Genomic DNA, 25,001 nt, shown 5'->3' with positions numbered 1-25,001 from the left:
GCGTGGGCGACGACGAACTGATCAGGCTGGCCGGGCACCACGGCGTCGCGACGCGGTACGCCGACTGGCGCGGCCGGGAGGCGGCGGTCGCGCCGGACACGCTCGTCGCCGTCCTGGCGGCGCTCGGAGTGGACGCCTCCACCCCGGGCGCCGCCAGGGCGGAACTGGAACGCGTCCGGGCCCCCGCGCGGACGCTGCCGCCGGTCGTGGTCGTCCGCCACGGCGACGGCGCGCCGGACTTCCCGGGCGCGAGCGTCGAGCTGGCGACCGGCGAGACCGTCCCGCCCACGGCGCGGCTGCCGCTCGGCTGGCACCGGCTGCACGCCGGGGCCGAGAGCGCGCCGCTGCTGGTCGCGCCGCGCCGGCTGCGCACCCCGGACCGCGTGTGGGGGCTCACCGTCCAGCTGTACTCGGTGCGCTCCCGCGCGTCCTGGGGGATCGGCGACCTGCGCGACCTGGCCGACCTCGCCGCGTGGAGCGGCCGCGCGCGGGGCGCCGGGTTCGCGCTGATCAACCCGCTGCACGCGGCCGAGCCCGTCCCGCCGGTCGGCGCGTCCCCCTACTCGCCGATGAGCCGCCGCTTCACCTCCCCGCTGTACCTGCGCGTCGAGGACCTCCCCGAGTACGCGGCGCTGCCGCCCGAGGACCGCGCGGGCCTGCGCGCGCTCGCCGAACCGCTGCGCATCCCCGGCGGCGCCCTCGATCGCGACGCGGTCTGGTCGGCCAAGCTCCGGGCGCTCGAACTGCTGCACCGCGTCCCGCGCGGCACCGCGGCCCAGCGCGACTACGACGCGTTCCGCGCCCGCGAGGGCCGGGCCCTCACCGCGTTCGCGACCTGGTGCGCGCTCACCGAGAGGCACGGCCCGGACTGGCGCCGCTGGCCCGCGGACCTCCACGACGCCGGCGGCCGCGCCGTCGCCGACGAGGCGGCGCGGCTCGCCCCGCGCGTCGACTTCCACGCCTGGCTGCAATGGCGGCTGGACGGCCAGCTGGCGGCCGTTCAGCGGGCCGCCTCCGACGCCGGGATGCCGGTCGGGATCGTCCACGATCTCGCGGTCGGCGTCGCGCACGGCAGCGCCGACACCTGGATGTACCGCGACCTGTTCGCGCCCGGCATGAGCGTCGGGGCGCCGCCGGACGAGTTCAACCAGCGCGGCCAGGACTGGGGCCAGCCGCCCTGGCACCCGCACCGCCTCGCGGGCGCCGCCTACGCCCCGTTCCGGGAGATGCTGGCCGCCGCGTTCCGGCACGGCGGCGGGCTGCGCCTCGACCACGCGATGCAGGTGTCGCGCCTGTGGTGGGTGCCCGAAGGCGGGTCACCGGCCGACGGGACGTACGTCCGCTACGACCGGGACGCGCTTCTCGGCTGCCTGGCCTGGGAGGCCGAACGGGCGGGCGCCGTCGTGGTCGGCGAGGACCTCGGCACCGTCGAACCCGACTTCCGGGACGACCTGGCCGACCGCGGCATGCTCGGCACGTCGCTCCTCTGGTTCGAGCGCGACGCCGCGGGACGTCCCAAGCCCGCGGCCGAGTGGCGCGAGCTGTCCCTGGCCACGGTCGGCACCCACGACATGCCGCCCATCACGGGCTTCGTGCACGGCGACCACATCGCGCTCCGCGACCGCCTCGGCCTGCTGACGCGGCCCCGCGCCGACGAGGAGGCCGACCACCGCCGCCAGTTGGGCGACTGGCTGGCGCTCCTCCACGAGGAGGGCCTGCTGCCCGCGCCCGCCGCCGAGGTCATGCAGGCCCTCGCGGAAGGCGCGACCACCTACGACCAGCAGATCGTGGACGCCCTGCACGCCTTCCTGGCGCGCACCCCGGCCCGCCTCAGGGGCGTGGCGCTGGCGGACGTCGTCGGCGAGCGCCGCACCCAGAACCAGCCGGGCACCACCGACGAGTACCCCAACTGGCGTGTTCCGCTGGCCGGCGCCGACGGCCTGCCCGTCCTGCTGGAGGACCTTCAGGAGAGCGCCGACTCGATGCGCTTCGTCACGTCCTGAAGGAGCGTGTCGGGACGCAGATCGGTCGCGGCGATGGCGGAGAACAGCTCGGGCAGGCCGCGCAGGGGGTAGGAGCCGTCGGCGTCCGCCAGCGCCTTGTGGCCGAGCGGAAGGCGTGACAGCGACTTGCGCGCGCGCGTCCACGCCGCCTGCACCTCCTCGGGGGACGGGACGCCGAACCCGTGGCCGACCGGCGCGGCATGGCGGAGCTTCACGAGCGCCCCGTCGGTGAACTCCACGGCGAGCGTGCACCGGTCGGTCAGGTCGGCGCGGACGGCGTCGTCCAGGCGCGTCATGACCGAGCAGGGCGTCCGGCAGCGGGCCGCGCAGTCGCCCAGCGCGGACGCCACCTGGCTGTGCTGCCGGTCCAGGTAGGCGCGCCAGCCCGGCCCCGGCTCCTTCGCGACGCGGAGCGTCCGCTCGCAGGCGGAGCGCTCCGGCCGGGTGTGGTCGCACATCCGCGGCGAACCCGGCTCCACCGGCACCCCGAACCGGCTGCCGTCGCCGCTTACCGAGGCGCCGATGAGCGCCGGGTCGCCGGCATGGCCGAGGACGGGCTCCCAGGCCAGCATCGGCAGGTACTCGGCGGCGATGTGGACGGCGGCGACCAGCGCGGCCATGTCGCGGCGCCGCCACCGGACCTCGATGACCTCCAGCAGGAGGGAGTACGCGGGGCGCAGGCTCGCGAGGGCGCCGCGCGGGCGCTCCCGGGGCGTCTGCGGCATCCGGCTGGCGCGGGCCCGGTCCAGCAGGTCGGCCGGGACCTCGCCGGCCGCTTCCGGCATGCCGAAGTCCTCGGCGTCCAGGTCGAGGACGCGCTGCCCGAACGCGCACAGCGCCGCGACCGCCGCCGACCCGCCGCCCGCCGCCGGCCCGCCCTGCGTGACCAGCGCCTCAAGATCGCCGAACGCGTGGCGCCGCGCGAGCGCCGCCAGCACGTCCCGAGCCGTCTCCACCTGGCCGTCCTCCAACCCCGTAGCCCGCCCCGTGACCGTGCAACGATCCCACGGTCACGGGGCGGGTGGACAGCCTCGGGCGGACCGGCTCAGGCGGACGCCGCGTCCTTCGCGCGGGCGCGCAGCGCGCGGGCGACGCCGTCGCGGCCCTCCGACAGCAGCCGGGCGAGGGCCGCCGGCGGGTTCTGCTCGGCGATGTACGCCTCGGTCCGGTCGACGGTGGACTGCTCGATCACCAGGAACGGGTAGGCGACCTCGGCGAACGTCTGCGACATGTCGCTCGTCCACTCCTTCCACACCCGGCCGACCTCGGCGAAGTACCGGTCGACGTAGGGCAGGAGCAGCTCGGCCTGGTCCGGCTCGACGAACCCGCCGAGCGTCGACCGGTAGACGGCGTTGGGCAGCTCGCCCGAGACGATCCGCTCCCACGCGGACGCCTTCGCCGCCGCGGTCGGGATCGCGGCCTTGCAGGCGGCGGCGTGCCGCTCGCCCGCGGCGGTGCGGTCCCGCTCGTGCTCGGCGTCGATCTCGGCCTCGCCCGCCCGCCCGGTGACCACGAGGCGGCGCAGCAGCGCCCAGCGCAGGTCGGTGTCGACCGTGAGGCCGACGAGCGTCTGCGAGCCGTCCAGCAGGCCCTGGACGAACGCCAGGTGCTCGTCGGACACCGCCGACGCGGTGAACGCCTGCGTGTAGGCGAGCTGGAGGTCCGAGCCGGGCTCGGCCTCGCGCGCCAGGTCGGCGAGCGTGCCGGCGAGCAGGGCGAGGCCCTCCTTGCGCCATGCCGGGTCGGCGTACTGCTGGACGGCGGTGCGCGCCTGCCGCAGCAGCGTCTGCGTGACCGAGATGTCGGTGACGCCGCGGATGCCCTTGGCGACGAGCCGGACGTAGTCGCGGGTGGCCATCTCGGCGTCGCGGGTCATGTCCCACGCCGCCGACCAGCACAGCGCGCGCGGCAGGCTCTCCTTGATGTCGCCGATGTGCTCGATGAGCGTCTTCTGCGAGTGCTCGTCCAGCCGGATCTTGGCGTAGGTGAGGTCGTCGTCGTTGACGAGGACGAGGTCGGGCCGCTTCTTGCCGACGAGCTGCGGGACGTCGGTGCGGGCGCCGACCACGTCCAGCTCGACCCGCTCGCGCCGGACGAGGCCGTCGGCGGTCAGGTCGTACAGCCCGATCGCGAGGCGGTGCGAACGCAGCGTCGGGTAGTCGGCCTTGGCCTCCTGCAGGACGGTGAAGGACGTGAAGTTGCCGTCGCCGTCCAGCTCGTACTCGGGCCGCATCGTGTTGACGCCGGCCGTCTCCAGCCACTCCTTCGACCAGGAGGCGAGGTCGCGGCCGGAGGTCTCCTCAAGCGCGCCCAGCAGGTCCGTCAGGACGGTGTTGCCCCACGCGTGCCGGTCGAAGTACCGCCGGACGCCCTCCAGGAAGTTGTCGAGGCCGACATAGGCCACGAGCTGCTTCAGGACGGACGCGCCCTTGGCGTAGGTGATGCCGTCGAAGTTGACCTCCACCGCGCGGATGTCGGGGATGTCGGCGGAGATCGGGTGCGTGGACGGCAGCTGGTCCTGCCGGTACGCCCACGCCTTCTCCAGGTTCGCGAACGTCGTCCACGAGCCCGTCCACTTGGTGGCCTCGGCCTGGCACAGGACGCTCATGTACGTGGCGAACGACTCGTTCAGCCACAGGTCGTCCCACCAGCGCATGGTGACGAGGTCGCCGAACCACATGTGCGCCATCTCGTGCAGGATCGTCTCGGCGCGGCGCTCGTAGGCGGCGTCGGTGACCCGCGACCGGAAGACGTAGTCCTCCAGGAACGTCACGGCGCCCGCGTTCTCCATCGCGCCCGCGTTGAACTCGGGGACGAACAGCTGGTCGTACTTGGTGAACGGGTAGGGGCGGCCGAAGACCTTCTCGAAGTAGGCGAAGCCCTGGCGGGTCACGTCCACGATGGCGTCGGCGTCCAGGTGCTCGGCCAGCGACGCCCGGCAGTACACGCCGAGGGGGATGACGGTGCCGTCCTCGCGGCGGTACTCGTCCCGGACGACGTGGTACGGCCCGGCGATGAGCGCGGTGATGTAGGTGGAGATCTGCGGCGTCGGCAGGAAGTGCCACGTGCCGCCCTCCGCCGACTCGGCGGGCTCGTTGGTGACGACCTCCCAGTCCTGTGGCGCCTTCACGGTCAGCTCGAAGGTGGCCTTGAGGTCGGGCTGGTCGAAGCAGGTGAACATGCGGTGCGCGTCGGCGGTCTCGAACTGGCTGTAGAGGTACACGCCGTCGTCCACCGGGTCGACGAACCGGTGCAGCCCCTCGCCCGACCGCGAGTACTCGCAGTCGGCCACGACGCGCAGCTCGTTCTCCGCGGCGAGGCCGGGCAGCGGGACGCGCCCCTTCTCGGCGTCATAGGACGAGGGGTCGAGGGCCTTGCCGTTGAGGGTGACCTCCCGCACGACGGCGCCGTGCAGGTCGATGAACGTGGACGCGCCCGTCTCGGCGCTGCCGAACCTGACCACAGTGGTGGACGCGAACCGCTCCGCGCCCGTCGTGAGGTCCAGTTCCACCGTGTACGACTCGACGGTGAGCAGCCGGGCCCGTTCCCGCGCCTCGTCGCGCGTGAGGTTGCCTGCCACATGTACTCCTTGGTCGGCTTAATCGCTTGGTGAAGTCATGTCTACCAACCGGACGGCGTCCCGGTCCGCCCGCCACGGCCGAGAGGCGGGCTTGGATAGCCTCCCCCCGCCGGGAATCGGGACGGGGACGCCCTGGTTGTCGCGTAAGGCAGCTCTTTTCACGCCCTAGGAGACGACGTTGACTGAAAACTCGCCCACCCCGGTGGACTTCTGGTTCGACCCGCTGTGCCCCTGGGCGTGGATCACGTCCCGCTGGATCCTGGAAGTGGAGAAGCTGCGCCCGATCCAGGTGCGCTGGCATGTGATGAGCCTGGCCGTCCTGAACGAGGACAAGGACATCCCGGACGACTACCGGCGGATGCTCGCCGACGCGTGGGGCCCGGTGCGGGTGTGCATCGCCGCCGAGCAGAAGTACGGGCCGGAGGTGCTCGGCCGCCTCTACACCGAGATGGGCACGCGCCGCCACCACGAGAAGCAGAAGCTGGACCGGGCCTTCGCCGAGGCGGCGCTGACCGCCGCCGGACTGGACCCGTCGCTCGCGGACGCCGCCGACTCCACCGCCTACGACGAGGCGCTGCGGGCGTCCCACCAGGACGGCATCGACCGCGTCGGCCAGGAGGTCGGCACCCCGGTCATCGAGGTCGAGGGCAGCGCCTTCTTCGGCCCCGTGGTCACGCCCATCCCGCGCGGCGAGGCCGCCGTGAAGCTCTGGGACGGTGTGCGGGCCGTGGCGTCCACCGACGGGTTCTTCGAGCTCAAGCGCACGCGGACCCGCGAGCCCAGCTTCGACTGAGCCGGGTTTCGACCGGGCCGGGCTCCGCCTGAGCGGGGTGGGCCCGGCGGGGTGGCCCGCGAGTGACAGCCGTCTTGCTATTGCGACCGTATTGCAACTACTAGGCGTGTGCCGTCAAACTGGGCCTATCGCTCGCAACAGGTAGGACGGTGGGAGACGTGCACGTACCGGACGGATTCATCGATGCTCCGGTGTCCGTCGCGACGGCCGCGGTCGCCGTGGCCGGGGTCGCGGTGGCGCTGCGCGGCGCCCGGCGGGAACTGGACGACCGGACCGCGCCGCTCGCCGGCCTGACCGCCGCGTTCGTGTTCGCGGCGCAGATGCTCAACTTCCCGGTCGCGTCCGGGACGAGCGGGCACCTGCTCGGCGGCACGCTCGCGGCGATCCTCGTCGGGCCCTACACCGGGGTGCTGTGCGTCTCGGTCGTCCTGCTGATGCAGGCGCTGCTGTTCGCGGACGGCGGCCTCACCGCGCTCGGCACCAACATCACCACGATGGCGCTCGTCACGGTCCTCGTGGGGTACGGGCTGTTCCGGCTCCTGCTGCGGGTGCTGCCCAAGACGCGGGCGTCGGTGTCGGCGTCGGCGTTCGTCGCCGCCGTCGTGTCCGTGCCCGCCGCCGCCATCGCCTTCACCGCCGTCTACGCGGTCGGCGGGACGGCGGACGTGTCGATCGGCAAGGTCGCCACCGCGATGATCGGCGTGCACGTGCTCATCGGCATCGGCGAGGCGCTGATCACCGCGGTGACCGTGTCGAGCGTGCTCGCCGTCCGTCCCGACCTCGTGTACGGGGCGCGCGGGCTGCTGAAGCCGCTGGAACTGCGCACCGGCGCCGAGCAGGGGGCGGACGGCCCGGCCGAGCCGTCCCGCGCCTGAGAGGGGACCTCACATGACCACCAAGCGCTTCTTCGCCGGGTTCCTGCTCGTCTCGCTCGTCCTCGCGGGCATCGTCAGCTACTACGCCTCGTCCAGCCCGGACGGCCTGGAGAAGGTCGCCGAGGACAAGGGCATCAGCGCCAAGGAGAAGGACCACTCGCTCAAGGACTCCCCGTTCGGCGACTACGGGGTGAAGGGCATCGAGAACGCCCGGCTGTCCGGCGGGCTGTCCGGCGTGGTCGGCGTCGGCGCCGTCCTGCTCGTCGGCGGCGGGCTGTTCTGGGCCGTCCGGCGGCGCGGCACGGACGCCGCGCAGGACGCCGCGCAGGACGCCGGGCAGGACGGGACGGCGCCGTCCGAGCCGGCGCGGAAGGGCTGATGGGGGCCGGGCACGCGCACCGGCTCTACCTGCCGGGCGCCTCGCCGGTGCACCGGCTGCCGCCGCAGTGCAAGCTCGTCGCCGTCCTGGCGTTCGTGCTGCTCGTCGTCGCCACGCCGCGCGAGCGGATCTGGGCGTTCGGCGTCTACGCGCTGCTGCTCGCCGCCGTGGCCGCCGCCGCCCGCGTGCCGTTCCGGACGGTGGCGCGGCGCGTCGTCATCGAGGTCCCGTTCGTCGCGTTCGCCTTCCTCATGCCGTTCGTCGCGGAGGGCGAGAAGGTCGCCGTGCTGGGACTGCGGCTGAGCGAGAGCGGGCTGTGGGGGGCCTGGAACATCCTCGCCAAGGGCACCCTCGGCGTCGTCGCGTCGATCCTGCTGGCCGCGACCACAGAGCCGAGGCTGCTGCTGCTCGGCATCGAGCGGCTGCGCATGCCGCAGCTCATCACGCAGATCGCCACGTTCATGCTGCGCTACGGCGACGTCGTCACCGCCGAGCTGGGCCGGATGAGGACGGCGCGTGCGTCGCGCGGCTTCGAGGCGCGCGACATCCGCGCGACGGGCGTGCTCGCCAAGTCGGTGGGCGCGCTGTTCCTGCGCTCCTACGAGCGCGGCGAGCGCGTCCACCTGGCCATGCTGAGCCGCGGCTACGACGGCCGGATGCCCGTCCTGCACGACGTCGGCGCGACCGCCGCGCAGTGGACGGCCGCCGCCGCGCTGCCGCTGGCCGCGGGGCTCGTCGCGCTGGCTGCTTGGATGGTGCCATGACCCCGTCCCTTGAGGTGAAGGGCCTGGCGTACGCGTACCCCGACGGCACGCAGGCCCTGTTCGGCGTCGACCTGACGATCGGGCGCGGCGAGCGCGTCGCGCTGCTCGGGCCGAACGGCGCCGGGAAGACCACGCTCGTCCTGCACCTCAACGGCATCCTGCACGGCGGCCTGGGCGAGGTCAGGGTCGGCGGCCTCGCGGTCGACCCGAAGGACAAGAAGGCGCTGCGGGAGATCCGCCGCCGCGTCGGCATCGTCTTCCAGGACCCCGACGACCAGCTGTTCATGCCGACCGTCCGGGAGGACGTCGCGTTCGGGCCCGCCAACCTCGGCATGCGCGGCGCCGAGCTGGACCGCCGCGTCACGGCCGCCCTGGAGCGCGTCGGCATGGCGCACGCCGCCGACCGGCCGCCGCAGCACCTCAGCTTCGGGCAGCGCCGCCGCGTCGCCGTCGCGACCGTGCTGGCGATGGAGCCGGAGATCCTGGTGCTGGACGAGCCGTCCTCGAACCTGGACCCGGCGAGCCGCCGGGAGCTCGCCGAGATCCTGCTGAGCCTGGACGTGACGGTCCTGATGGTCACGCACGACCTGCCGTACGCGGCGGAGCTGTGCCCGCGCTCGGTGATCCTGTCCGGCGGCGTCATCGCCGCCGACCGCCCCACCCGCGACCTCCTCACGGACGCGGACGTGCTCGCCGCGCACCGCCTCGAACTCCCCTTCGGCTTCGACCCGGCCGCCGCGCTCCGCTGACCGGCGCCCGGAGCGGAGCTCCAGCGGAGCGGAGGGCGGCGGTCAGCGTCGTGCGGGGGGCGTCCTCTCACAGTGACTATCGGGTTACGGCCTGTTCGGCCGTTCCGCTTGCCTCGCCGCCCGTCGTTCGCAAGACTCGACTGTCTCGACACTGGTAACGGTTTTCATACCCGAAATGAGGCATTCGTGAAGGTTGCGTTCGTCGGCAAGGGCGGCAGCGGCAAGACGACCCTGTCGTCGCTGTTCGTCCGGCACCTCGCCGGCCGCGGGCTGCCGGTGGTGGCCATCGACGCCGACATCAACCAGCACCTCGGCGTCGCGCTCGGCCTGGACGAGGCCCGCGCCGCCAAGATCCCGGCGCTCGGCGACCGGCTCACCGAGATCAAGGAGCATCTGCGCGGCGGCAACCCGCGCATCTCCTCCGCCGCCGCGATGGCCAAGACGACCCCGCCGGGCGCCGGGTCGCGGCTGCTGCGGTTCCGCGGCGACGACCCGATCCACGAGGCCGGGCAGGAGGTGGACGGCGTCACGCTGCTCGCCACCGGCCCGTTCAACGACGACGACCTCGGTGTGGCCTGCTACCACTCCAAGACCGGCGCGGTGGAGCTCTACCTCAACCATCTCGTCGACGGGCCGGGCGAGTACGTCGTCGTCGACATGACCGCCGGCGCCGACACGTTCGCGTCCGGGCTGTTCACGCGGTTCGACCTGATGTTCCTGGTCGCCGAGCCCACCCGCAAGGGCGTCGGCGTCTACCGGCAGTACACCGAGTACGCCCGCGACTACGACGTCGCCATCCGCGTCGTCGGCAACAAGGTCCAGTCCGAGGACGACGTCGCCTACCTGCGCGAGCACGTCGGCGACGACCTGCTGACCTGGCTCGGCCAGTCCGCCGCCGTCCGGGCGCTGGAGCAGGGCCGGCACGGCGTCGCGCTGGAGGACGGCAACACCGCCGCGCTCGACCGCATGCGCGCCGAGGTCGACGGCCGCGTCAAGGACTGGGAGAAGTTCCGCCGCCAGGGCATCGAGTTCCACGTGAAGAACGCGCGGAGCTGGGCCAGCCGCGCGGCCGGGGAGGACCTCGAAGCGCAGGTCGACCCCGGCTTCCGCTTCCCCGGCGAGGCACCGGGCGCCTACGCGGGGTGACGCCGGGCCTACCGCCCGGACCCGATCGGCACTAACCTAGCCCGCCATGACGATGCGGCGGATGCTGGTCATGGCGGGCGGCGCGGTGGTTCCCATCGCGCTCATCTCGATCCTCCTCGGCAACCAGTGGGTGGTCGAGGCGATCAACGAGTCGGGGATCCACTACGACGAGGGCTTCGCGCCGCCGCTGTACTGGCTGCTGTATCCGAGCTGGCGGCTGACCGCCGGGGACGCCACCTGGAAGTTCCTCGTGGCGATCGACCTCGGCACGATCCTGTTCTTCGTCCTGCTGATCCTGCTCGCCGCGGCGGGCGCCCGCGCCGTCGACCCGGAGCGCGGCGCGCTCGGCGCGGTCCTCACCGGCTGGTGGGCGACGGTCGTCGCGGGCGGCGTGGCCGGGCTGTTCGACGGAGCGCTGATCAACTGGGCGCTCGACATGCCGGACGGCGCCGGGCCCAACGTGTTCACCTCGGTGACGCACGGCGCGTCCTTCGGGTTCGGGTACGGCTGGCTCGCCGGGCTCGGCATGCTGCTGGGCTTCCTCATGTCGCGCGGACGCGGCGCGGGGGCGCGGCAGCAGCCCGGCGGCCCGTACGCACAGCAGCCGCAGCCCGGCCCGTACGCCCAGCAGCCCTACGGCCAGCCGATGGCGCCCATGCAGCAGCCGATGCAGCCGCAGCAGCCGATGCAACCCATGCAGCAGCAGGCCCCGTACGTTCCGCCGCAGGGGCAGCCGCAGCAGCCCTGGGGCGGCGTCCCGCCGCAGCCGATGCAGCAGTACCCGCCGCAGCAGCCCCCGCAGCCGCCGTATGGGGCGGCGCCGGTGCCGCAGCAGCCGTCCGCTCCGCAGCCGTCCGTCCCGCAGCAGCCGTCCGCGCCGCAGGCCGAACAGGCCGCCCCGATGGAGCCGACGCCTCCGGCGCCCGCCGAGGAACCGGCCGAGCCCGAGCAGGAGACACCCAAGGACGCGGCCGAGGACACGCCCGAGAACGCGCCCGAGAACGCGGCCGACTCCGACGACCTGAACCTCGCCGACCGGACGATCGTCGACCGCAAGCGGGACGCCGGCGACTCCTGACCCGGCGACCCGACCCGCGCGCGGGCACCGCGCGGCGGCCTGCGAGAATTCCCGCATGCGCGTGTTTCTTGGATCCGACCATGCCGGCTTCGAGCTGAAGGAGCACCTCGTCTCCTGGCTGAAGCAGAACGGGCACGAGGCCGTCGACTGCGGCGCGTTCGTGTACGACGCCGTGGACGACTACCCGCCGTTCGTCCTGCGCGCCGCCGAGCGGACGGTCGCGGAGCCGGGGACGCTCGGCATCGTCATCGGCGGCTCCGGCAACGGCGAGGCGATCGCGGCCAACAAGGTCAAGGGCGTCCGCGCCGCGCTGGTGTGGAGCGAGGACACCGCGACGCTCGCCCGCGAGCACAACGACGCCAACGTCATCGCGCTGGGCGCCCGCCAGCACGACCTGGCCACCGCGACCCGGTTCGTCGAGCTGTTCCTCGGCACGGCCTACTCCAAGGAGCCGCGCCACACCCGCCGCATCAGGATGCTCGGCGCCTACGAGCACACGGGCGAACTCCCCCCACTCCCACGCGAAAGCTGACCCGCGCCCTGCGCGTGAGCTGACGCTGGGCTGCATGAGTTGATGCCGGCTACGTGAGTTGACGCTGGGCGCCGCGCAAGGTGACGCTGGCCGCCTGGGTTGGCGCTGGGTGCTGTGCGAGGTGCCTCAGGGCGTGTGAGTTGGACCCGGGCGCTGTGAGACCCGGGTGCGGTGTCCTGCGCGGCGTGGGGGTGGCGGGGTCAGCGGCCGTTCTCGGGTGGGCGGCGGCTGGTGGTGCCGCGCTTGCCCTGGCGGCGCCGTTCGTTCTTGGCGGCCTTGGTGCGCCGGGCGGGCTCGGCGGGCTTGCCGGGGCCCGGCCCGGCCGCCGCGGGCGGCGGTTCGGCGCCCTCGGGGCGGGGGCGCGAGACGTCCCGCGCGCGCATCGCCGCGTCGACCGTGATCCGCATGCCGGGCTGGACCATGCGCCCGCTCCTCTCGCCGTGTCTCCGCCCCTCGCCGGGGCTCTGCCTTCACCGGGGCATCATGTGTCCCCGCGGTGACACATACCCAGATAAAACCGTCCTGGACCGTTACAAGGAGTCACCGGTGGCCCGGATACCGACCGTCCGGGGTGATTGCTCGATACAGTGCCGGAGTCATGCTTCAACGACTGGTGCAGCTGCTACCGCCGCGGGTGCGCGCCGTCCTGCGGCGGATCCCCCTGCTCGTGGCGCTGTACCGGTGGGCCCGGCAGGGCAAGCTGACCCGGGAGCGGTACGTCTTCGCCGTGCTCGCGGCCGGTGCGATCGCGATCGGCCTCGCCACCACGAGTGACTCGCGCGGGCTGGCCCCGTCCGGCGCGCTGGTACTGATCGTGCTCGGCGGCGGTCTGCTGCTGAAGGTGCGCAGTCTTCTCGCACTTCTCGGCGTCGTCGTCGCCATGGTGACCTACAACGCCTGGCAGGACGTGGCCGCCATCGGCCCCGGCATGATCGCCACGCTGACCATCACGGCGGTGCTCGCGCTCACCCTGGCTCGGACGCGGCAGCAGCTCGGCGTGCAGGGCCTCCGCGGCGACTCGATGCTGCTGGAGTTGCGCGACCGGCTGCGGCGGCAGGGCGAGATGCCCGAGTTGCCGGACGGCTGGTCCTCGCAGGTCGTGATGCTGCAGGCCGGCGGGTCGTCGTTCGGCGGCGACTTCGTCGTGTCGTCCTGCGACGACGGCAGGCTGGAGGTGGCGCTCGTCGACGTGTCGGGGAAGGGCACCGACGCGGGGACCCGGGCGCTGATGCTGTCGGGCGCGTTCGGCGGGCTGCTTGGATCGGTCCAGACCGACCGCTTCCTGCCCGCCTGCAACGCCTACCTGCAGCGCCAGCGCTGGGACGAGGGCTTCGTCACGGCCGTGCACGTCGTCGTCGACCTGAAGTCGGGGGAGTACACGGTCGAGTCGGCGGGGCACCCGCCCGCGGTGCAGTTCGACGCGAGTCGCGGCGAATGGCGGGTCAGCTCCGCCAAAGGCGTCGTGCTCGGCGTGGTGCCCGACCTGAACTGCGTCCCCGAGCGGGGCACGCTTCGGCCGGGCGACGCGCTCCTCCTCTACACCGACGGGCTGGTGGAGTCGCCCGGCAGCGACCTGGACGCCGGTATCGACCGGCTGCTCGGCGAGGCGGAGCGGCTCGTCCCGCAGGGGTTCGGCAGCGGCGCGCGGGAGCTGGTCGAGACGATGGCGGCGGCCCGCGACGACGACTGCGCGCTCGTCCTGATCTGGCGCACCTGACGACGCACCGGACTGCTCAGCCGCGCTTGTGCCTGCCTTTGTGCCCGGCGTGCCGCGCTTTGTGCTTCGCCCTGTGCGCCCTCGTCGGCACGACCGACGCCGTCGGCGTCGACCGGATGTGGGCGGACGGCGCGGCCGGGGCGTCCCCCCGGCCCTGCGCGAGCCCCGCGATGATGGCGCCGACCAGGACGGTGCCAGCGGCGGCGCCGACGCCCGCCAGGAACCGGGTCCGGGTGGACGAGGCGGTGCCGTCCATGCCGGGCGGCGTGAACGCCCTCGTGTCGGCCCCCGCGCGGTCCGCCGGGCGGGGCCGGCTCGTCGGGGCCGGGGTGCGGCGCGGGCGCGGCGGGCCCGCCTCCGGCCAGCCGCCGACGTGCGGCTGCGCCTGCGGCTGCTCGACGAGGGCGAGCAGCAGGTCGGACGCCGTGGGACGGGCGGCGGGGTCGGGGGCGAGCGCGGCCCGGACGGCCGGGACGAGCGGCTCCGGCAGCCCGTCCAGGTCGGGTTCGCCGGTGCGCAGCGTCGCGGGGTCGCCGCCGATCGGCATCTGCCCGGTCCCGGCGTGCGCGATGAGGCAGCCCCAGGCGAAGATGTCGGCGGCCGGGGTCGCGGGCCCGCCGACGAGCACCTCGGGCGCCATCCAGCCGGGGGTGCCGAGGACCTGCCCGGACGGTCCGGCCGCGGCCGGCCCGTCCGGTTCGCTGGCGATGCCGAAGTCGATGACGCGGCAGCCGGACAGCGTCAGCATCACGTTGGCGGGCTTGAGGTCGCGGTGCACGAGCCCGGCGGCGTGGATCGCGGCGAGCGCGGACGCGACGCCGACGGCGACGCCGTGCAGGTCGGCGGGCGGCAGCGGCCCGTCATGGACGAGCCGGTCGTGCAGCGAGACGCCGCCGACGTAGTCGGTGACGAGGTAGGGCCGCCCGTCCTCCTCGCCGTGCGCGAGGACGCGCGCGGTGCAGAACGACGCGACGCGGCTCGCGAGGTACGCCTCGTCCTTGAACCTGCGTCGGTGGACGGGGTCGACGGCGAGATGCGGATGGATCGTCTTCACCGCGACGCGTCCCCCGGACTCGGGGTCGGCGCCGAGGTAGACCGTCCCCATGCCGCCCGAGCCGAGCCTGCCGAGCAGCGTATGCCCGGCGACCTCGCGCGGGTCGGCGGGTTCGAGCGGTCTGATGTCTCCGTCCATGGGGTGTACCCGGCTCCCTCAGGTTTCCTCGCTCCCTCAGGTGTCTCCGGACCCTCCATCCCCGTTCGGAGGAAGATTATGGCCCCTTCCAGCAGGAAGTGCGGAAACGTGATCGTCACGTCGATGTAGCACCGCGTGCACCGGAGGCGTGCAGAGTGGGGGTCAGTCGGCGGCACGGCCCGGCCCCCCGCGATCCTCCTCGGCGGGCGCGACGGGCGGCCGGCGGCACCGAAGGCGGTGCCCGCGCGGGCGGCTCCCCAGGGGTGGGAGGCGCCGTCCGCGCGGGCGCCGGTCCCACGCGGCGGCGGGGGTTCCGGTCCGCTTCGCGGTGAGGTTCCGGTCCCGCCGGGCGGTGAGGTTTCGCCGCGGACCGGCCAGGTAAGAACCTGTTCTGCGTCAAACCCCCCGGCGCCGGGACGCGGCGCGTACGGCGGCCAGGCCGCGGTCCGGCAGGCCCCGCTCGCGGTCCGGCACGGACCACGAGCCGCAAGGGGGAGGGGCGCCGGGTGCGGAGACTCGGGGGCTGGCTGTCGCCGTCGCGCTGGTCCGTGCGGACCCGCGTGAGCGCCGTCGCCACCCTCATCGTGGGGCTGCTCCTGGTCGCCGGCGTCCTGCTCTTCTACCAGGCCGTGCGGTACACGGTGTACCAGGGGCTGCGCGAGCGGGGCGGCTTCGTCGCCGCGGACCTCGCCACGCTCGTGCGCACGACGGACCCGCGCGGCACCCTGCACGTCAACGACCCCGACTTCACGCTGCTCCAGATCGTGAGCGACGAGGGCGGCGTCCTCGCGGCGAGCGAGTCCATGCGGGGCCGCGGCCCGCTGCGGCTGCCGGTCTCGCCGGTGCCGGGCCGCCGCGAGTACACCACCGTCCAGCTGGCCGACAAGGGCGGTGTCTACTTCGTCTCCGAGCGGGTGCGGGCCCCCGAGGGCGAGCGGATCGTCTACGCCGGCGCGCCGATCACCGCGTTCACCCGGTACCGGGGGCTGTTCACGGCGCTGCTCGTGCTGTCGGTGCTCGTCGCGACCGGCGCGGTCGGCTGGGTCGTGTCGCTGGCGGTGCGGCGGGCGCTGCGGCCGGTGCGGGTGATGAGCGAGGAGCTGGCGGAGATCACCGGCGGCGAGCACGACCGGCGGGTCAGCGTGCCGAGCCCGAACGACGAGGTGTCCGACCTCGCGGAGTCGGTGAACGTGACGCTGAACCGGCTCGCGGACGTCATGGCCCGGCAGCGCGCGTTCGTCGCGGACGTCTCGCACGAGCTGCGCAGCCCGCTGACCGGGCTGCGCGCCCAGCTGGAGGTCGCGCTGGAGCATCCGGAGGACGAGGACTGGCCCGCGGTCGCGCGGGCGGCGCTCGGCGACGCGGACCGGCTGCAGGGGATCGTCAGCGACCTGCTCATCATGGCGAAGCTCGGCGCCGGCGTGCAGGTCGAGCGGGAGCGGGTCGACCTCGGCGCGCTGGTGCGGGGCGAGGCGGCCGCGCGGTCGCGGCGGATCCCGGTGGAGATCGACACCGAAGAGGGCGTCGTGGTGCGGGCCGCCCCGCACCACCTGGTCCGGGTGCTGACGAACCTGCTCGACAACGCCGAGCGGCACGCGCGGTCGCGGGTGTGGGTGACGGTCGCGGCGGACGGGCCGGACGCCGTGCTGGAGGTCCGCGACGACGGCGCGGGCATCCCCCCGGCCGACCGCGAGCGGATCTTCCGCCGGTTCCAGCGGCTGCCCGAGGCCCGGGCGCGGGACGCCAGCGGCACCGGGCTCGGCCTGACGATCTCCCGCGACATCGCCCTCGCGCACGACGGCACGCTCGTCGCCGCCGACAGCGACCAGGGCGCCCGGTTCGTGATGCGGATACCGCTGGACCGGCCGTAGCCGCTACGCCAGCGGCGGGCGGCGCTCGGCGTGCCCCGTCGCCTGCTCGAACGCGTGCCCGAGCCGCAGGACGTCGAGGTCGGCGCGGTGCGGGCCGACGATCTGCAGCCCGACCGGCAGCCCGCCGGGCCCGGCGGAGGTGAACCCGGCGGGCACCGACAGCGCGGGGCAGCCGGTCGCGGAGACGAGGAAGCAGGAGCGCATCCACTCCAGGTAGTCGGGCATCGCCCGCCCCGCGACCTCGTCCGGGTACTCCAGGTCCGCGTCGAACGGCGGGACCTGGCTGACCGGCAGGAGCAGCGCGTCGTAGCGCTCGAAGAACTCGCGGACGCGGTGGAACAGCGCGGTGTGCAGGATCTCGGCGCGTCCGAGGTCGGCGCCGGTGAGGGACCGCCCGGCCTCGATGTTCGCCGCGAGGGACGGCTTGAAGTCGCCGGGCCGCTCGTCCAGCAGGGGGCGCAGGGCGATGTCCCAGTGCCAGGCCCGCAGCGTCCGGAACACCTCGTCGGCGCCGGAGAGGTCGGGGCACGCCTCCTCGACGGCGCAGCCCAGCTCCTCGAACACCTTCACGGCGGGTTCGAGGACGGCGGTGACGGCGGGGTCGACGGGGACCGTCCCGCCGAGGTCGGGGGACCAGGCGACGCGGAGCCCGGCGGGGTCGCGGTCGAGCGGCCCGGCGAACGCCGAGCCGGGCGTGTCCAGCGCGATGGGGCTGCGCGGGTCGGGGCCGGCGAGCACCGACAGCAGCAGCGCCGCGTCCGCGACCTCGCGGGCCATCGGGCCCTGCACGCTCATCGTCGACCAGCCCGCCGGCACCGGCCACGACGGCACCCGCCCGGGCGACGGGCGGAACCCGACGACGTTGCAGAACGAGGCGGGGTTGCGCAGCGAGCCGCCCATGTCGCTGCCGTCGGCGAGCGGATGCATCCCGCACGCGAGCGCCGCCGCCGCGCCGCCGCTGCTGCCGCCCGCCGACCGGGAGAGGTCGTAGGGGTTGCGGGTCAGGCCGAAGAGCGGGTTGAAGGTGTGCGACCCGGCGGCGAACTCGGGGACGTTCGTCTTGCCGATCGTGATGGCGCCGGCGGCCCGGATCCGCTCGACGACCAGCTCGTCCCGGTCGGGCACGTGGTCGGCGAAGATCGGCGACCCGGAGGTGGTGCGGACGCCGGCGGTGGCGTGCGTGTCCTTGTGGGCGACGGGCAGGCCGTGCAGGGGGCCGGGCGGCGCCCCGGCGGCGAGCCGTTCGTCGGCGTCCAGCGCCTGCTCCATCGCCCGCTCGGCGACCAGCGTGACGATGGCGTTCACCTGCGGGTCGACCCGCTCTATCTGGTCGAAATGGGCCTGCACGACCTCCCGCGCGGACAGTTCGCGGGCGCGGATCCGGCGCGCCAGCTCGCGGGCGGGCGCGAAGCAGATCTCCTCGGACACGTGGCCTCCCCTTCTGCCGGGTACCTCCCAGTGTCCACCCCCGGCCGCCGGATGGCCCGCCCCTGCGGTCATCATGCTGGGAAGACCGAGGGGAACCGAGGGAAGGGGACGCGTGACGGAACGTGTCGGCGCCCGCGAACTGCTGGGCCGCGTGCTGGACGGCGGCTGGACGTCCTGGGACGAGCCGCCCGGCGCCGCGCCCCCGCCCGGCTCGCGCTATGCCCGGGACCTCGCCGCCGCCCGCGAGCGCAGCGGCGGCGACGAGGCCGTCCGCACCGGGGAGGGCCTGCTGCGGGGCCGCCGCGTGGCGTTCGTCGTGTCGGAGTTCGGCTTCCTCGCCGGCTCGATCGGCCGCGCCACCGCCGACCGGATCGTCGCCGCCGTCGAGCGCGCCACCGCCGAGCGGCTGCCGCTGCTCGCCGCGCCCGCCTCGGGCGGCACCCGCATGCAGGAGGGGACGGCCGCGTTCGTCCAGATGGCGCGCATCACCGCGGCCGTCGCGGCGCACCGCGCCGCCGGGCTGCCGTACCTGGTCTACCTGCGCCATCCCACGACGGGCGGGGTGTTCGCCTCGTGGGGGTCGCTCGGCCACGTGACGGCCGCCGAGCCGGGCGCGCTGATCGGCTTCCTCGGGCCGCGCGTGTACGAGGGCCTGCACGGCGAGCCGTTCCCGTCCGGCGTGCAGGTCGCCGAGAACCTCGCGGCCAAGGGGCTGCTGGACGCCGTGGTCGGCATCGACGACCTCGCGGAGGTGGCGTCGCGGGCGCTGAACGTCCTGTGCGGCCGGCCGCCGTCGGCGCCGGCGGCCCCGCCCTCCGCGGGCCCGCCTCCGGACGGGACGGCGTGGGACGCGATCGAGCGGTCCCGGCGCCCCGGCCGTCCGGGCGTCCGCGAACTGCTCCGGTACGGCGCGGCCGACGTCACCCTCCTGTCGGGGACCGGGCAGGGCGAGGCCGACCCGGGCCTCATGCTCGCCCTGGCCCGGTTCGGCGCGGCGCCGTGCGTCCTGGTCGGACAGGACCGGCGCAGCCAGCGCACCGGCCACCCGCTCGGCCCGGCCGGGCTGCGGGTCGCGCGGCGCGGCATGCGGCTCGCCGCCCAGCTCGGCCTGCCGCTGGTCACCGTGGTCGACACGCCCGGCGCCGTGCTGTCGGCGGACGCGGAGGAGGGCGGCCTCGCCGGCGAGATCGCCCGCTGCCTCGCCGACCTGATCACGCTGCCCGCGCCGACCCTGTGCCTGCTGCTCGGCGAGGGGACGGGCGGCGCCGCGCTCGCGCTGCTGCCCGCCGACCGCGTCCTCGTGGCCCGGCACGGGTGGCTCGCCCCGCTCCCGCCGGAGGGCGCGTCGGTGATCGTCCACCGGACCCCGGAGCGCGCGGCGGAGATGGCGGAGGCGCAGGGCGTCCGCGCGGCGGACCTGCTCCGCGACGGGACCGCCGACGTCCTGGTCGACGAGCGCCCGGACGCCGCCGACGAGCCGGAGGCGTTCTGCCGCCGCGCCGCCGCCGCGATCGAGGCGGGGCTGTCCGGCCTGGCACCGGGCGGGCCCGCCGCCCGCCAGGCCCGTTACCGGTGACCTGCCCGGGGAAGTACCCGGAGGGGAGGTTCCGTTGCGCGCCCTGCTCATCCAGCACGATCACGTGGCCCTGCCGGGACCGGTCGGCGACCGGCTGGCCGCCCGCGGGTACGACGTCACCGAACTCCCCGTCGTGCCCGCCGGCCGGCGGTCGGCCCCGGACGTGCGGTGCGCGTTCCCCGACCCGCTCGGCTGGGACCTGATCGTCCCCATGGGCGCCCCCTGGTCGGTGGACGACCCGGGCGTGGCCTCATGGGTCGTCCCCGAACTCGACCTGCTCGCCCGCGCCCACGCCGCGGGCGTCCCGGTCCTCGGCATCTGCTTCGGCGGGCAGGCGCTGGCGGCCGCGCTCGGCGGCGGCGTCGAGCGCGCCCCGCGCACCGAGGCGGGCTGGGTCGCGGTCGAGACCGCCGACCCGGCGCTCGTCCCGCCGGGCCCCTGGTTCCAGCTCCACCGCGACCGCTGGCGGCCGCCGCCGGGCGCCGCCGAGATCGCCCGCACCCCCGTCGGCCCGCAGGCGTTCGTCATCGGCCGCTCGATGGGCCTGCAGTTCCATCCCGAGATCACCGCGGCGGGGTTCGCGCTGTGGCTGGCGGACGGCGCGGGCGCGCTCATGCGGGCCGCGGGCGCCGACCCCGACGCGGTCATGGCCGAGGTCGTGCGCGCCGAGCCGGACGCGGTCCGCCGCACCCGCTCGCTCGTCGACGCGTTCCTCGACCGGGCCGCTAGTGTCGGACCCCATGACGGAGACCGACACCCGAACGGCCTATGACGCCGTCGCCACCCTTTACGCCGACATGTTCAGCGACTCCCTCGCCGGCCTCCCTCTCGACCGCGCGATGCTCACCGCGTTCGCGGACCTCGTCCGCGGCCAGGGCCCGGTCGCCGAACTGGGCTGCGGCCCCGGCCACGTGACCGCGTTCCTGCACTCCCTCGGCCTGGACGCGTCCGGCGTCGACCTGTCGCCCGCCATGATCGCCCGGGCCCGCGCCGACCACCCCCATCTCGGCTTCACCGAGGGCACCATGACGGCGCTCGACCTCCCGGACGGCGGCCTCGCCGGCGCCCTCGCCTGGTACTCGATCATCCACCTGGAGCCCGCCGAGGTCGCGCGCGCCTTCGCCGAGTTCCACCGCGTCCTGGCCCCCGGCGGGCACCTGCTCCTCGGCTTCCAGTCCGGCGGCGGGCACGAGCCGGAGGCGTTCGACCACAAGGTCGTCCGGGCCTACCGCTGGCCGGTCGACGCCGTCGCCGACCTCGGCCGCCGCGCGGGCCTGACCGAGGTCGCCCGCATGCTGCGCACCCCCACCGAGATCGAGCGCTTCCCCGCCGGAAGCCTGCTCCTGCGCAAGGACTAGCCGCCTTGTCCGGGCGCGGATGTCACACTTTCCGGCGCGACGTCGTCCTCCGGGCATGAGAGTCGCAGGAATCGGTGGGAGCGGTGCGCCGGGGGTCGGCGAGGCGGTGGACGCCGGCCACGACCGGGCCGAGCAGGGCGGCGTGACGGCCGATGATCTGGCGCGCGCGTTCCAGCAGGAGCGGGCCCGGCTGCTGCGCGTCGCCTACGCGACGCTCGGCTCGGTCGCCGAGGCGGAGGACTGCGTCCAGGAGGCGTGGCTGCGGCTGCGCATGCTGGAGGACCCGTCCGGGATCCGCGACCTGCGGGGCTGGCTGATCAGGACCGTCGGGCGGCTGGCGCTGGACGCGCTCGGCAGCGCCCGGGCGCGGCGCGAGCGCTACGTCGGCACCTGGCTGCCCGAGCCGCTGGTCGCGGAGACCGGCGCGGACCCGGCCGAGCGGGTCACCCTCGACGAGTCGGTGAGCATGGCGCTGCTGCTGGTGCTGGAGAGCCTGTCACCGGCCGAGCGCGCGGCGTTCCTGCTGCACGACGTGTTCTCGATGACCTTCGAGGAGGTCGCGGAGGTGGTCGGCCGGACGCCCGCCGCCGTCCGGCAGCTGGCCTCGCGCGCCCGCCGGCACGTCGCCGCGGGCCGGCCGCGGTTCCCGCCCACCCCGCAGGAGCAGCGCGCGCTGGTGGAGGCGTTCGCCGCCGCGTGCCAGGGCGGCGACCTCGACGCGCTCACCCGGCTGCTCGACCCGGACGTGGTGTGCCGCGGCGACGGCGGCGGCAAGGTCAGCGCCGTCCCCGGCGAGGTGCTCGGCGCCGACCAGGTCGCGCGGCTGCTGCTGTCGTTCACCCGCGGCGCGCGGCTGGACGTCCGCGTCGCCACCGTCAACGGCATGCCGGGCTTGGTCCTGCGTGCCGTGGACGACGTGCTGTCGGTCGCCTCCTTCACCGTGGACGGCGGGCGGATCACCTCGGTCGACGTGATCCGCAACCCCGACAAGCTCGCCTACGTGTCGGTCCCCGACTGACGATCCCATCTCGCTGAGGCTCCGGCCGCCGCACCGGCGGCCGGGCCCGCATCACCGCACCCTCGTGCGGTCACTCACCGCATTCATGTCAGTTCAATCCGTGATTGGGAAGGTGTCATGACGTTCACCGAGGAACGGCGGACCGCGACCGCCGCCGCGCCCCCGGCAGGGGTGTTCGGCCGGGTCGCCGCCTTCGCGCACCGCCGCCGCTGGCTCGTCCTGATCCTGTGGACCGCCGTGCTGGCCGGGATCTGGGGGGGCCGCGTCCCTCAGCGGCGACGACTACCGCGAGGACTACGCGCTGCCGGGGACCGAGTCGCAGCGCGCGGCCGACCTGCTCACCGCGCACGGGTCCGGCCGCGCCGGCGACACCGTGCAGATCGTCCTGCACCGCGACGGGGGCCTGACCGACCCGGCCACCCGCGCCCGCGTGACCGGCATGCTCGACAAGGTCGCCGCGCTTCCGGTGATCGCGCAGGTCCACGCCCCGTACGCGGACGCGTCCGCGATCGCGCCCGGCGGCACCACCGGCTACGCCACCGCGATGCTCAAGGTCCCCGCGAAGGAGGTGACCCGCGCCGACGCCGAGAAGCTCTTGGAGACCGCGCAGGCCGCCGCGGGCGACGGCCTCCAGGTCGAACTCGGCGGCGAGCCCGCCCGGCTGCTCGCCACGGGGCAGGGCGGCCTGGCCGAGGGCGCCGGCATCCTCGCGGCACTGGTGATCCTGGTGGTGATGTTCGGCACCGCGGTCGCCGCGGGCCTGCCGATCCTGACCGCGGTGTTCGCCGTCGGCTCGACGCTCGGCGCGATCATCCTCGCCTCGCACCTGTTCACGATCGCCGACTGGACGCCGTACGTGATGATGCTCGTCGGGCTCGGCGTCGGCATCGACTACGCGCTGCTGGTCTTCGCCCGCTACCGCGCGGAACTGGTGAACGGCGCCACCTCCGAACGCGCCACCACGACGGCGCTGGACATCGCGGGACGCTCGGTGTTCTTCGCCGGCTGCACCGTGATCCTCGCGCTGCTCGGCCTGGTCGCCCTCGGCCTGGGCGCGCTGCGCGGCATGGCGGTGTCGGTCGCGCTGACCGTCCTCGCCACGATGCTCGCCTCGCTCACCCTGCTGCCCGCCCTGCTCGGCGTCTTCGGCCGGCGCTTCGCCCGCGTCTTCCCCGCCCGCGCCGCCCGCCGCGCGGCCCGCGGCCGCGCCGATGAGGGCGCCCTGTGGCGCCGCGTCGGGACCGCCGTGCAGCGCCGCCCCCTCGCCGCCCTGCTCGTCGGCGGCGTGCTGCTGGGCACCCTCGCCGCACCGGCCCTCGGCATGCGGCTCGGCTTCGCCGACGCCGGCAACGACGCCCCCGACACCACCAGCCGCAAGGCGTACGACCTGCTGGCGGAGGGCTTCGGGCCCGGGTTCAACGGCCCGCTCATGCTCGTCGCCGACGGCGGCAGGGACGGTGCGGAGCAGGCGGCCGCGGCCGCGTCCCGCGCCCTCGCCGGAACCTCCGGCGTCCGCGCCGCGGCCGCTCCCGTGCCGTCCGCCGACCGGCGGATCGCCACCGTCCTCGTGTACCCGACGACGTCCCCGCAGGCGAAGGAGACCTCCGACCTGGTCTCCCGGCTGCGCGGCGACGTCCTGCCGCGGCTGGAGGCGCAGACCGGCGCGCGGTACGCCATCGGCGGGACGACCGCCGCCGCCGAGGACTACGCGGCCAAGGTCGCCGACCGCATGCCGCTGTTCGTCGCCATCGTCGTCGGCCTGTCGCTGCTCCTGCTCATGATGGTGTTCCGGTCGGTGCTCATCCCGCTGAAGGCGGCCCTGCTGAACCTGCTCAGCATCGGCGCGGCACTGGGCGCGATGACGCTGGTGTTCCAGCACGGGCTGTTCGGCGTCGAACCCGCCCCCATCGAGGCGTACCTGCCGGTGATGGTGTTCGCCGTGGTCTTCGGCCTGTCCATGGACTACGAGATCTTCCTGGTCTCCCGGATGCGCGAGGAGTGGAAGCGCACCGGCGACGCCGCGCTCGCCGTCCGCGAGGGCCTCGCCCACACCGGTTCGGTCATCACCGCCGCCGGCGCCATCATGATCGTCGTCTTCGGCGCGTTCATGCTCAGCCCCGAGCGGCTGCTGCAGCAGACCGGCTTCGGCATGGCGGTCGCCGTCTTCGTGGACGCCGTCATCATCCGCTGCCTGCTCGTCCCCGCCGCCATGCGCCTGCTCGGCCGCCGCGCATGGTGGCTTCCCCGCCCGCTGGCCCGGGTGCTCCCCGAAGTGCAGATCGAGAAGCACGGGACCTGATCCGGCGCGGCACAGGGCGGGCCCCGGCGGCGCACACGCGCGGCCGGGGCCCGTTCACTGTCAGGGGCGGTCGTCCGCCGGGGGAGGGGCATCCGAGGGGACGGCCTCGGCGGGGGTCCTGCGGTTCCAGGGTCGCGTCCGCCGCAGCCGCCGCCTGCCGCGATGACCGCGCGGCACCAGCGACGCGACGACCACGGCCGCTCCGACGGCGGCGAACACGGCGAGCACGCCGGTGGTGAGGAGGTGTAGCCGGCACGTCCGCGCGGCGCTCCCGCACACGGGATCCGGCACGCTCACGGAAGGCACCGGGGTGTCGTCGGCCATGTCGTTCGCTTTCCTGCTCGTGGGGGCGCCTTCACTCTCACGTCACAGTTTGTCACAGCACGGCAACCCTGCGCATCGTGGTAATCCCGTACCGATCCACCCTCCGCGCCCTCGCGCATGACCGGCGGACGGTCGACTCTTCCTCGGCGATGAGCCGGAAGGAGCTGGGGTCCGCCCGCGCGCTCGTCGCGAGGCCGCACATGGCCGCGGCTCTTATGCCATTCTTCGATGCCGCGTCAAGGAAGTCTTCTCTGTCCGTTGCGATATGGGCACTTGTGGTCGTCCAGAGCTCTTGCATGTGTGAATCGGCTGCGCTACA

The 25,001-nt window shown here is 74.6% G+C and carries 22 protein-coding genes; 16 read left to right on the top strand and 6 right to left on the bottom strand.

All coding sequences use genetic code 11. The features are described 5' to 3' along the window. Positions 1 to 2: 2 nt before the first annotated feature. Complete coding sequence (gene malQ / locus AB0K34_RS14415; RefSeq protein ID WP_364548589.1) at positions 3 to 2,003, top strand: 4-alpha-glucanotransferase; 2,001 nt, start codon at positions 3 to 5, stop codon at positions 2,001 to 2,003. Here malQ and AB0K34_RS14410 read toward each other — a convergent pair. Together AB0K34_RS14410 and pepN are read right to left on the bottom strand one after the other, a co-directional pair. After that, positions 1,964 to 2,959, bottom strand: a complete 996-nt coding sequence (locus AB0K34_RS14410) for a hypothetical protein (protein ID WP_301174663.1) — start codon at positions 2,957 to 2,959, stop codon at positions 1,964 to 1,966. The genes malQ and AB0K34_RS14410 overlap by 40 nt on opposite strands. An 89-nt stretch (positions 2,960 to 3,048) precedes the next feature. After that, the gene (gene pepN / locus AB0K34_RS14405) at positions 3,049 to 5,583 is read right to left on the bottom strand and encodes an aminopeptidase N (RefSeq protein ID WP_364548585.1); all 2,535 of its coding nucleotides are present in this window, start codon (positions 5,581 to 5,583) and stop codon (positions 3,049 to 3,051) included. A 178-nt stretch (positions 5,584 to 5,761) separates the two neighbouring features. On the opposite strand from pepN, the gene AB0K34_RS14400 reads away from it, so the two are divergent. The 8 genes from AB0K34_RS14400 to AB0K34_RS14365 all read left to right on the top strand — a co-directional run bounded on the left by AB0K34_RS14400 (position 5,762) and on the right by AB0K34_RS14365 (position 11,899). Continuing rightward, complete coding sequence (locus AB0K34_RS14400) at positions 5,762 to 6,376, top strand: DsbA family protein (RefSeq protein WP_138635560.1); 615 nt, start codon at positions 5,762 to 5,764, stop codon at positions 6,374 to 6,376. Positions 6,377 to 6,534: 158 nt separating this feature from the next. After that, positions 6,535 to 7,251, top strand: a complete 717-nt coding sequence (locus AB0K34_RS14395) for an energy-coupling factor ABC transporter permease (RefSeq protein ID WP_301174662.1) — start codon at positions 6,535 to 6,537, stop codon at positions 7,249 to 7,251. Between the two features lie 13 nt (positions 7,252 to 7,264). After that, the gene (locus AB0K34_RS14390) at positions 7,265 to 7,630 is read left to right on the top strand and encodes a PDGLE domain-containing protein (RefSeq protein WP_205719152.1); all 366 of its coding nucleotides are present in this window, start codon (positions 7,265 to 7,267) and stop codon (positions 7,628 to 7,630) included. Further along, the gene (gene cbiQ, locus AB0K34_RS14385; protein ID WP_364548581.1) at positions 7,630 to 8,394 is read left to right on the top strand and encodes a cobalt ECF transporter T component CbiQ; all 765 of its coding nucleotides are present in this window, start codon (positions 7,630 to 7,632) and stop codon (positions 8,392 to 8,394) included. The genes AB0K34_RS14390 and cbiQ overlap by 1 nt, the downstream gene beginning before the upstream one ends. Continuing rightward, positions 8,391 to 9,143 carry an ABC transporter ATP-binding protein gene (locus AB0K34_RS14380; RefSeq protein WP_138635558.1) on the top strand — a complete coding sequence of 251 codons (753 nt, stop codon included), beginning with the start codon at positions 8,391 to 8,393 and terminating at the stop codon, positions 9,141 to 9,143. The genes cbiQ and AB0K34_RS14380 overlap by 4 nt, the downstream gene beginning before the upstream one ends. A 186-nt stretch (positions 9,144 to 9,329) precedes the next feature. Further along, positions 9,330 to 10,289, top strand: a complete 960-nt coding sequence (locus AB0K34_RS14375; RefSeq protein WP_364548578.1) for an ATP-binding protein — start codon at positions 9,330 to 9,332, stop codon at positions 10,287 to 10,289. Positions 10,290 to 10,335: 46 nt separating this feature from the next. Then, positions 10,336 to 11,367, top strand: coding sequence for a hypothetical protein (locus tag AB0K34_RS14370; protein WP_138635556.1), 1,032 nt, complete (start codon positions 10,336 to 10,338; stop codon positions 11,365 to 11,367). A gap of 55 nt (positions 11,368 to 11,422) precedes the next feature. Next, entirely contained in the window at positions 11,423 to 11,899 is a 477-nt protein-coding gene (locus tag AB0K34_RS14365) for a ribose-5-phosphate isomerase (RefSeq protein ID WP_138635555.1), read from the top strand. Positions 11,900 to 12,099: 200 nt separating this feature from the next. Here the strand turns inward: AB0K34_RS14365 and AB0K34_RS14360 are convergent, their stop codons facing one another. Next, the gene (locus tag AB0K34_RS14360) at positions 12,100 to 12,321 is read right to left on the bottom strand and encodes a hypothetical protein (protein WP_301174661.1); all 222 of its coding nucleotides are present in this window, start codon (positions 12,319 to 12,321) and stop codon (positions 12,100 to 12,102) included. Positions 12,322 to 12,497: 176 nt separating this feature from the next. On the opposite strand from AB0K34_RS14360, the gene AB0K34_RS14355 reads away from it, so the two are divergent. Further along, positions 12,498 to 13,616: a PP2C family protein-serine/threonine phosphatase gene (locus tag AB0K34_RS14355; RefSeq protein ID WP_138642336.1), complete on the top strand. Its 1,119-nt coding sequence runs from the start codon at positions 12,498 to 12,500 to the stop codon at positions 13,614 to 13,616. Between the two features lie 16 nt (positions 13,617 to 13,632). On the opposite strand, the gene AB0K34_RS14350 is transcribed toward AB0K34_RS14355, so the two are convergent. Further along, entirely contained in the window at positions 13,633 to 14,808 is a 1,176-nt protein-coding gene (locus AB0K34_RS14350; protein WP_364548573.1) for a serine/threonine-protein kinase, read from the bottom strand. Between the two features lie 506 nt (positions 14,809 to 15,314). Between AB0K34_RS14350 and AB0K34_RS14345 the strand changes: the two genes are divergently transcribed. Then, a complete protein-coding gene (locus tag AB0K34_RS14345; protein WP_138636608.1) occupies positions 15,315 to 16,679 on the top strand; it encodes a HAMP domain-containing sensor histidine kinase in 1,365 nt (454 codons plus the stop codon). Positions 16,680 to 16,682: 3 nt separating this feature from the next. Here AB0K34_RS14345 and AB0K34_RS14340 read toward each other — a convergent pair whose 3' ends face one another. Beyond that, positions 16,683 to 18,107 (bottom strand): amidase, encoded by a 1,425-nt coding sequence (locus AB0K34_RS14340; protein WP_364548570.1) that lies wholly within the window; start codon positions 18,105 to 18,107, stop codon positions 16,683 to 16,685. Between the two features lie 112 nt (positions 18,108 to 18,219). Here AB0K34_RS14340 and AB0K34_RS14335 point away from each other — a divergent pair, with 112 nt between their 5' ends. The 5 genes from AB0K34_RS14335 (at position 18,220) to AB0K34_RS14315 (ending at position 24,358) form a co-directional block, all read left to right on the top strand. Next, positions 18,220 to 19,683, top strand: a complete 1,464-nt coding sequence (locus tag AB0K34_RS14335) for a carboxyl transferase domain-containing protein (protein WP_364548567.1) — start codon at positions 18,220 to 18,222, stop codon at positions 19,681 to 19,683. A gap of 34 nt (positions 19,684 to 19,717) precedes the next feature. Further along, the gene (locus AB0K34_RS14330; protein ID WP_364548564.1) at positions 19,718 to 20,455 is read left to right on the top strand and encodes a type 1 glutamine amidotransferase; all 738 of its coding nucleotides are present in this window, start codon (positions 19,718 to 19,720) and stop codon (positions 20,453 to 20,455) included. Then, positions 20,424 to 21,041 carry a class I SAM-dependent methyltransferase gene (locus tag AB0K34_RS14325; protein ID WP_138636611.1) on the top strand — a complete coding sequence of 206 codons (618 nt, stop codon included), beginning with the start codon at positions 20,424 to 20,426 and terminating at the stop codon, positions 21,039 to 21,041. The genes AB0K34_RS14330 and AB0K34_RS14325 overlap by 32 nt, the downstream gene beginning before the upstream one ends. Before the next feature lie 55 nt (positions 21,042 to 21,096). Next, the gene (sigJ, locus tag AB0K34_RS14320; RefSeq protein ID WP_364548561.1) at positions 21,097 to 22,059 is read left to right on the top strand and encodes an RNA polymerase sigma factor SigJ; all 963 of its coding nucleotides are present in this window, start codon (positions 21,097 to 21,099) and stop codon (positions 22,057 to 22,059) included. A 301-nt stretch (positions 22,060 to 22,360) separates the two neighbouring features. Beyond that, positions 22,361 to 24,358 (top strand): MMPL family transporter, encoded by a 1,998-nt coding sequence (locus AB0K34_RS14315; protein ID WP_364548708.1) that lies wholly within the window; start codon positions 22,361 to 22,363, stop codon positions 24,356 to 24,358. Positions 24,359 to 24,418: 60 nt separating this feature from the next. Here the strand turns inward: AB0K34_RS14315 and AB0K34_RS14310 are convergent, their stop codons facing one another. Beyond that, entirely contained in the window at positions 24,419 to 24,655 is a 237-nt protein-coding gene (locus tag AB0K34_RS14310; protein WP_364548558.1) for a hypothetical protein, read from the bottom strand. Positions 24,656 to 25,001 lie beyond the last annotated feature (346 nt).

This window comes from Actinomadura sp. NPDC049382 (assembly GCF_040677125.1).
GTDB lineage: Bacteria > Actinomycetota > Actinomycetes > Streptosporangiales > Streptosporangiaceae > Spirillospora > Spirillospora geliboluensis.
This window is presented reverse-complemented; position numbering and strand designations above follow the sequence as displayed.

Coding starts and splice junctions, on each gene's coding strand:
- AB0K34_RS14365 (WP_138635555.1), top strand. CDS start 11,423: ATGCGCGTGTTTCTTGGATCCGACCATGCCGGCTTCGAGCTGAAGGAG.
- AB0K34_RS14350 (WP_364548573.1), bottom strand. CDS start 14,808: ATGGACGGAGACATCAGACCGCTCGAACCCGCCGACCCGCGCGAGGTC.
- AB0K34_RS14370 (WP_138635556.1), top strand. CDS start 10,336: ATGACGATGCGGCGGATGCTGGTCATGGCGGGCGGCGCGGTGGTTCCC.
- AB0K34_RS14355 (WP_138642336.1), top strand. CDS start 12,498: ATGCTTCAACGACTGGTGCAGCTGCTACCGCCGCGGGTGCGCGCCGTC.
- sigJ (WP_364548561.1), top strand. CDS start 21,097: ATGAGAGTCGCAGGAATCGGTGGGAGCGGTGCGCCGGGGGTCGGCGAG.
- AB0K34_RS14380 (WP_138635558.1), top strand. CDS start 8,391: ATGACCCCGTCCCTTGAGGTGAAGGGCCTGGCGTACGCGTACCCCGAC.
- cbiQ (WP_364548581.1), top strand. CDS start 7,630: ATGGGGGCCGGGCACGCGCACCGGCTCTACCTGCCGGGCGCCTCGCCG.
- AB0K34_RS14325 (WP_138636611.1), top strand. CDS start 20,424: ATGACGGAGACCGACACCCGAACGGCCTATGACGCCGTCGCCACCCTT.
- AB0K34_RS14360 (WP_301174661.1), bottom strand. CDS start 12,321: ATGGTCCAGCCCGGCATGCGGATCACGGTCGACGCGGCGATGCGCGCG.
- AB0K34_RS14390 (WP_205719152.1), top strand. CDS start 7,265: ATGACCACCAAGCGCTTCTTCGCCGGGTTCCTGCTCGTCTCGCTCGTC.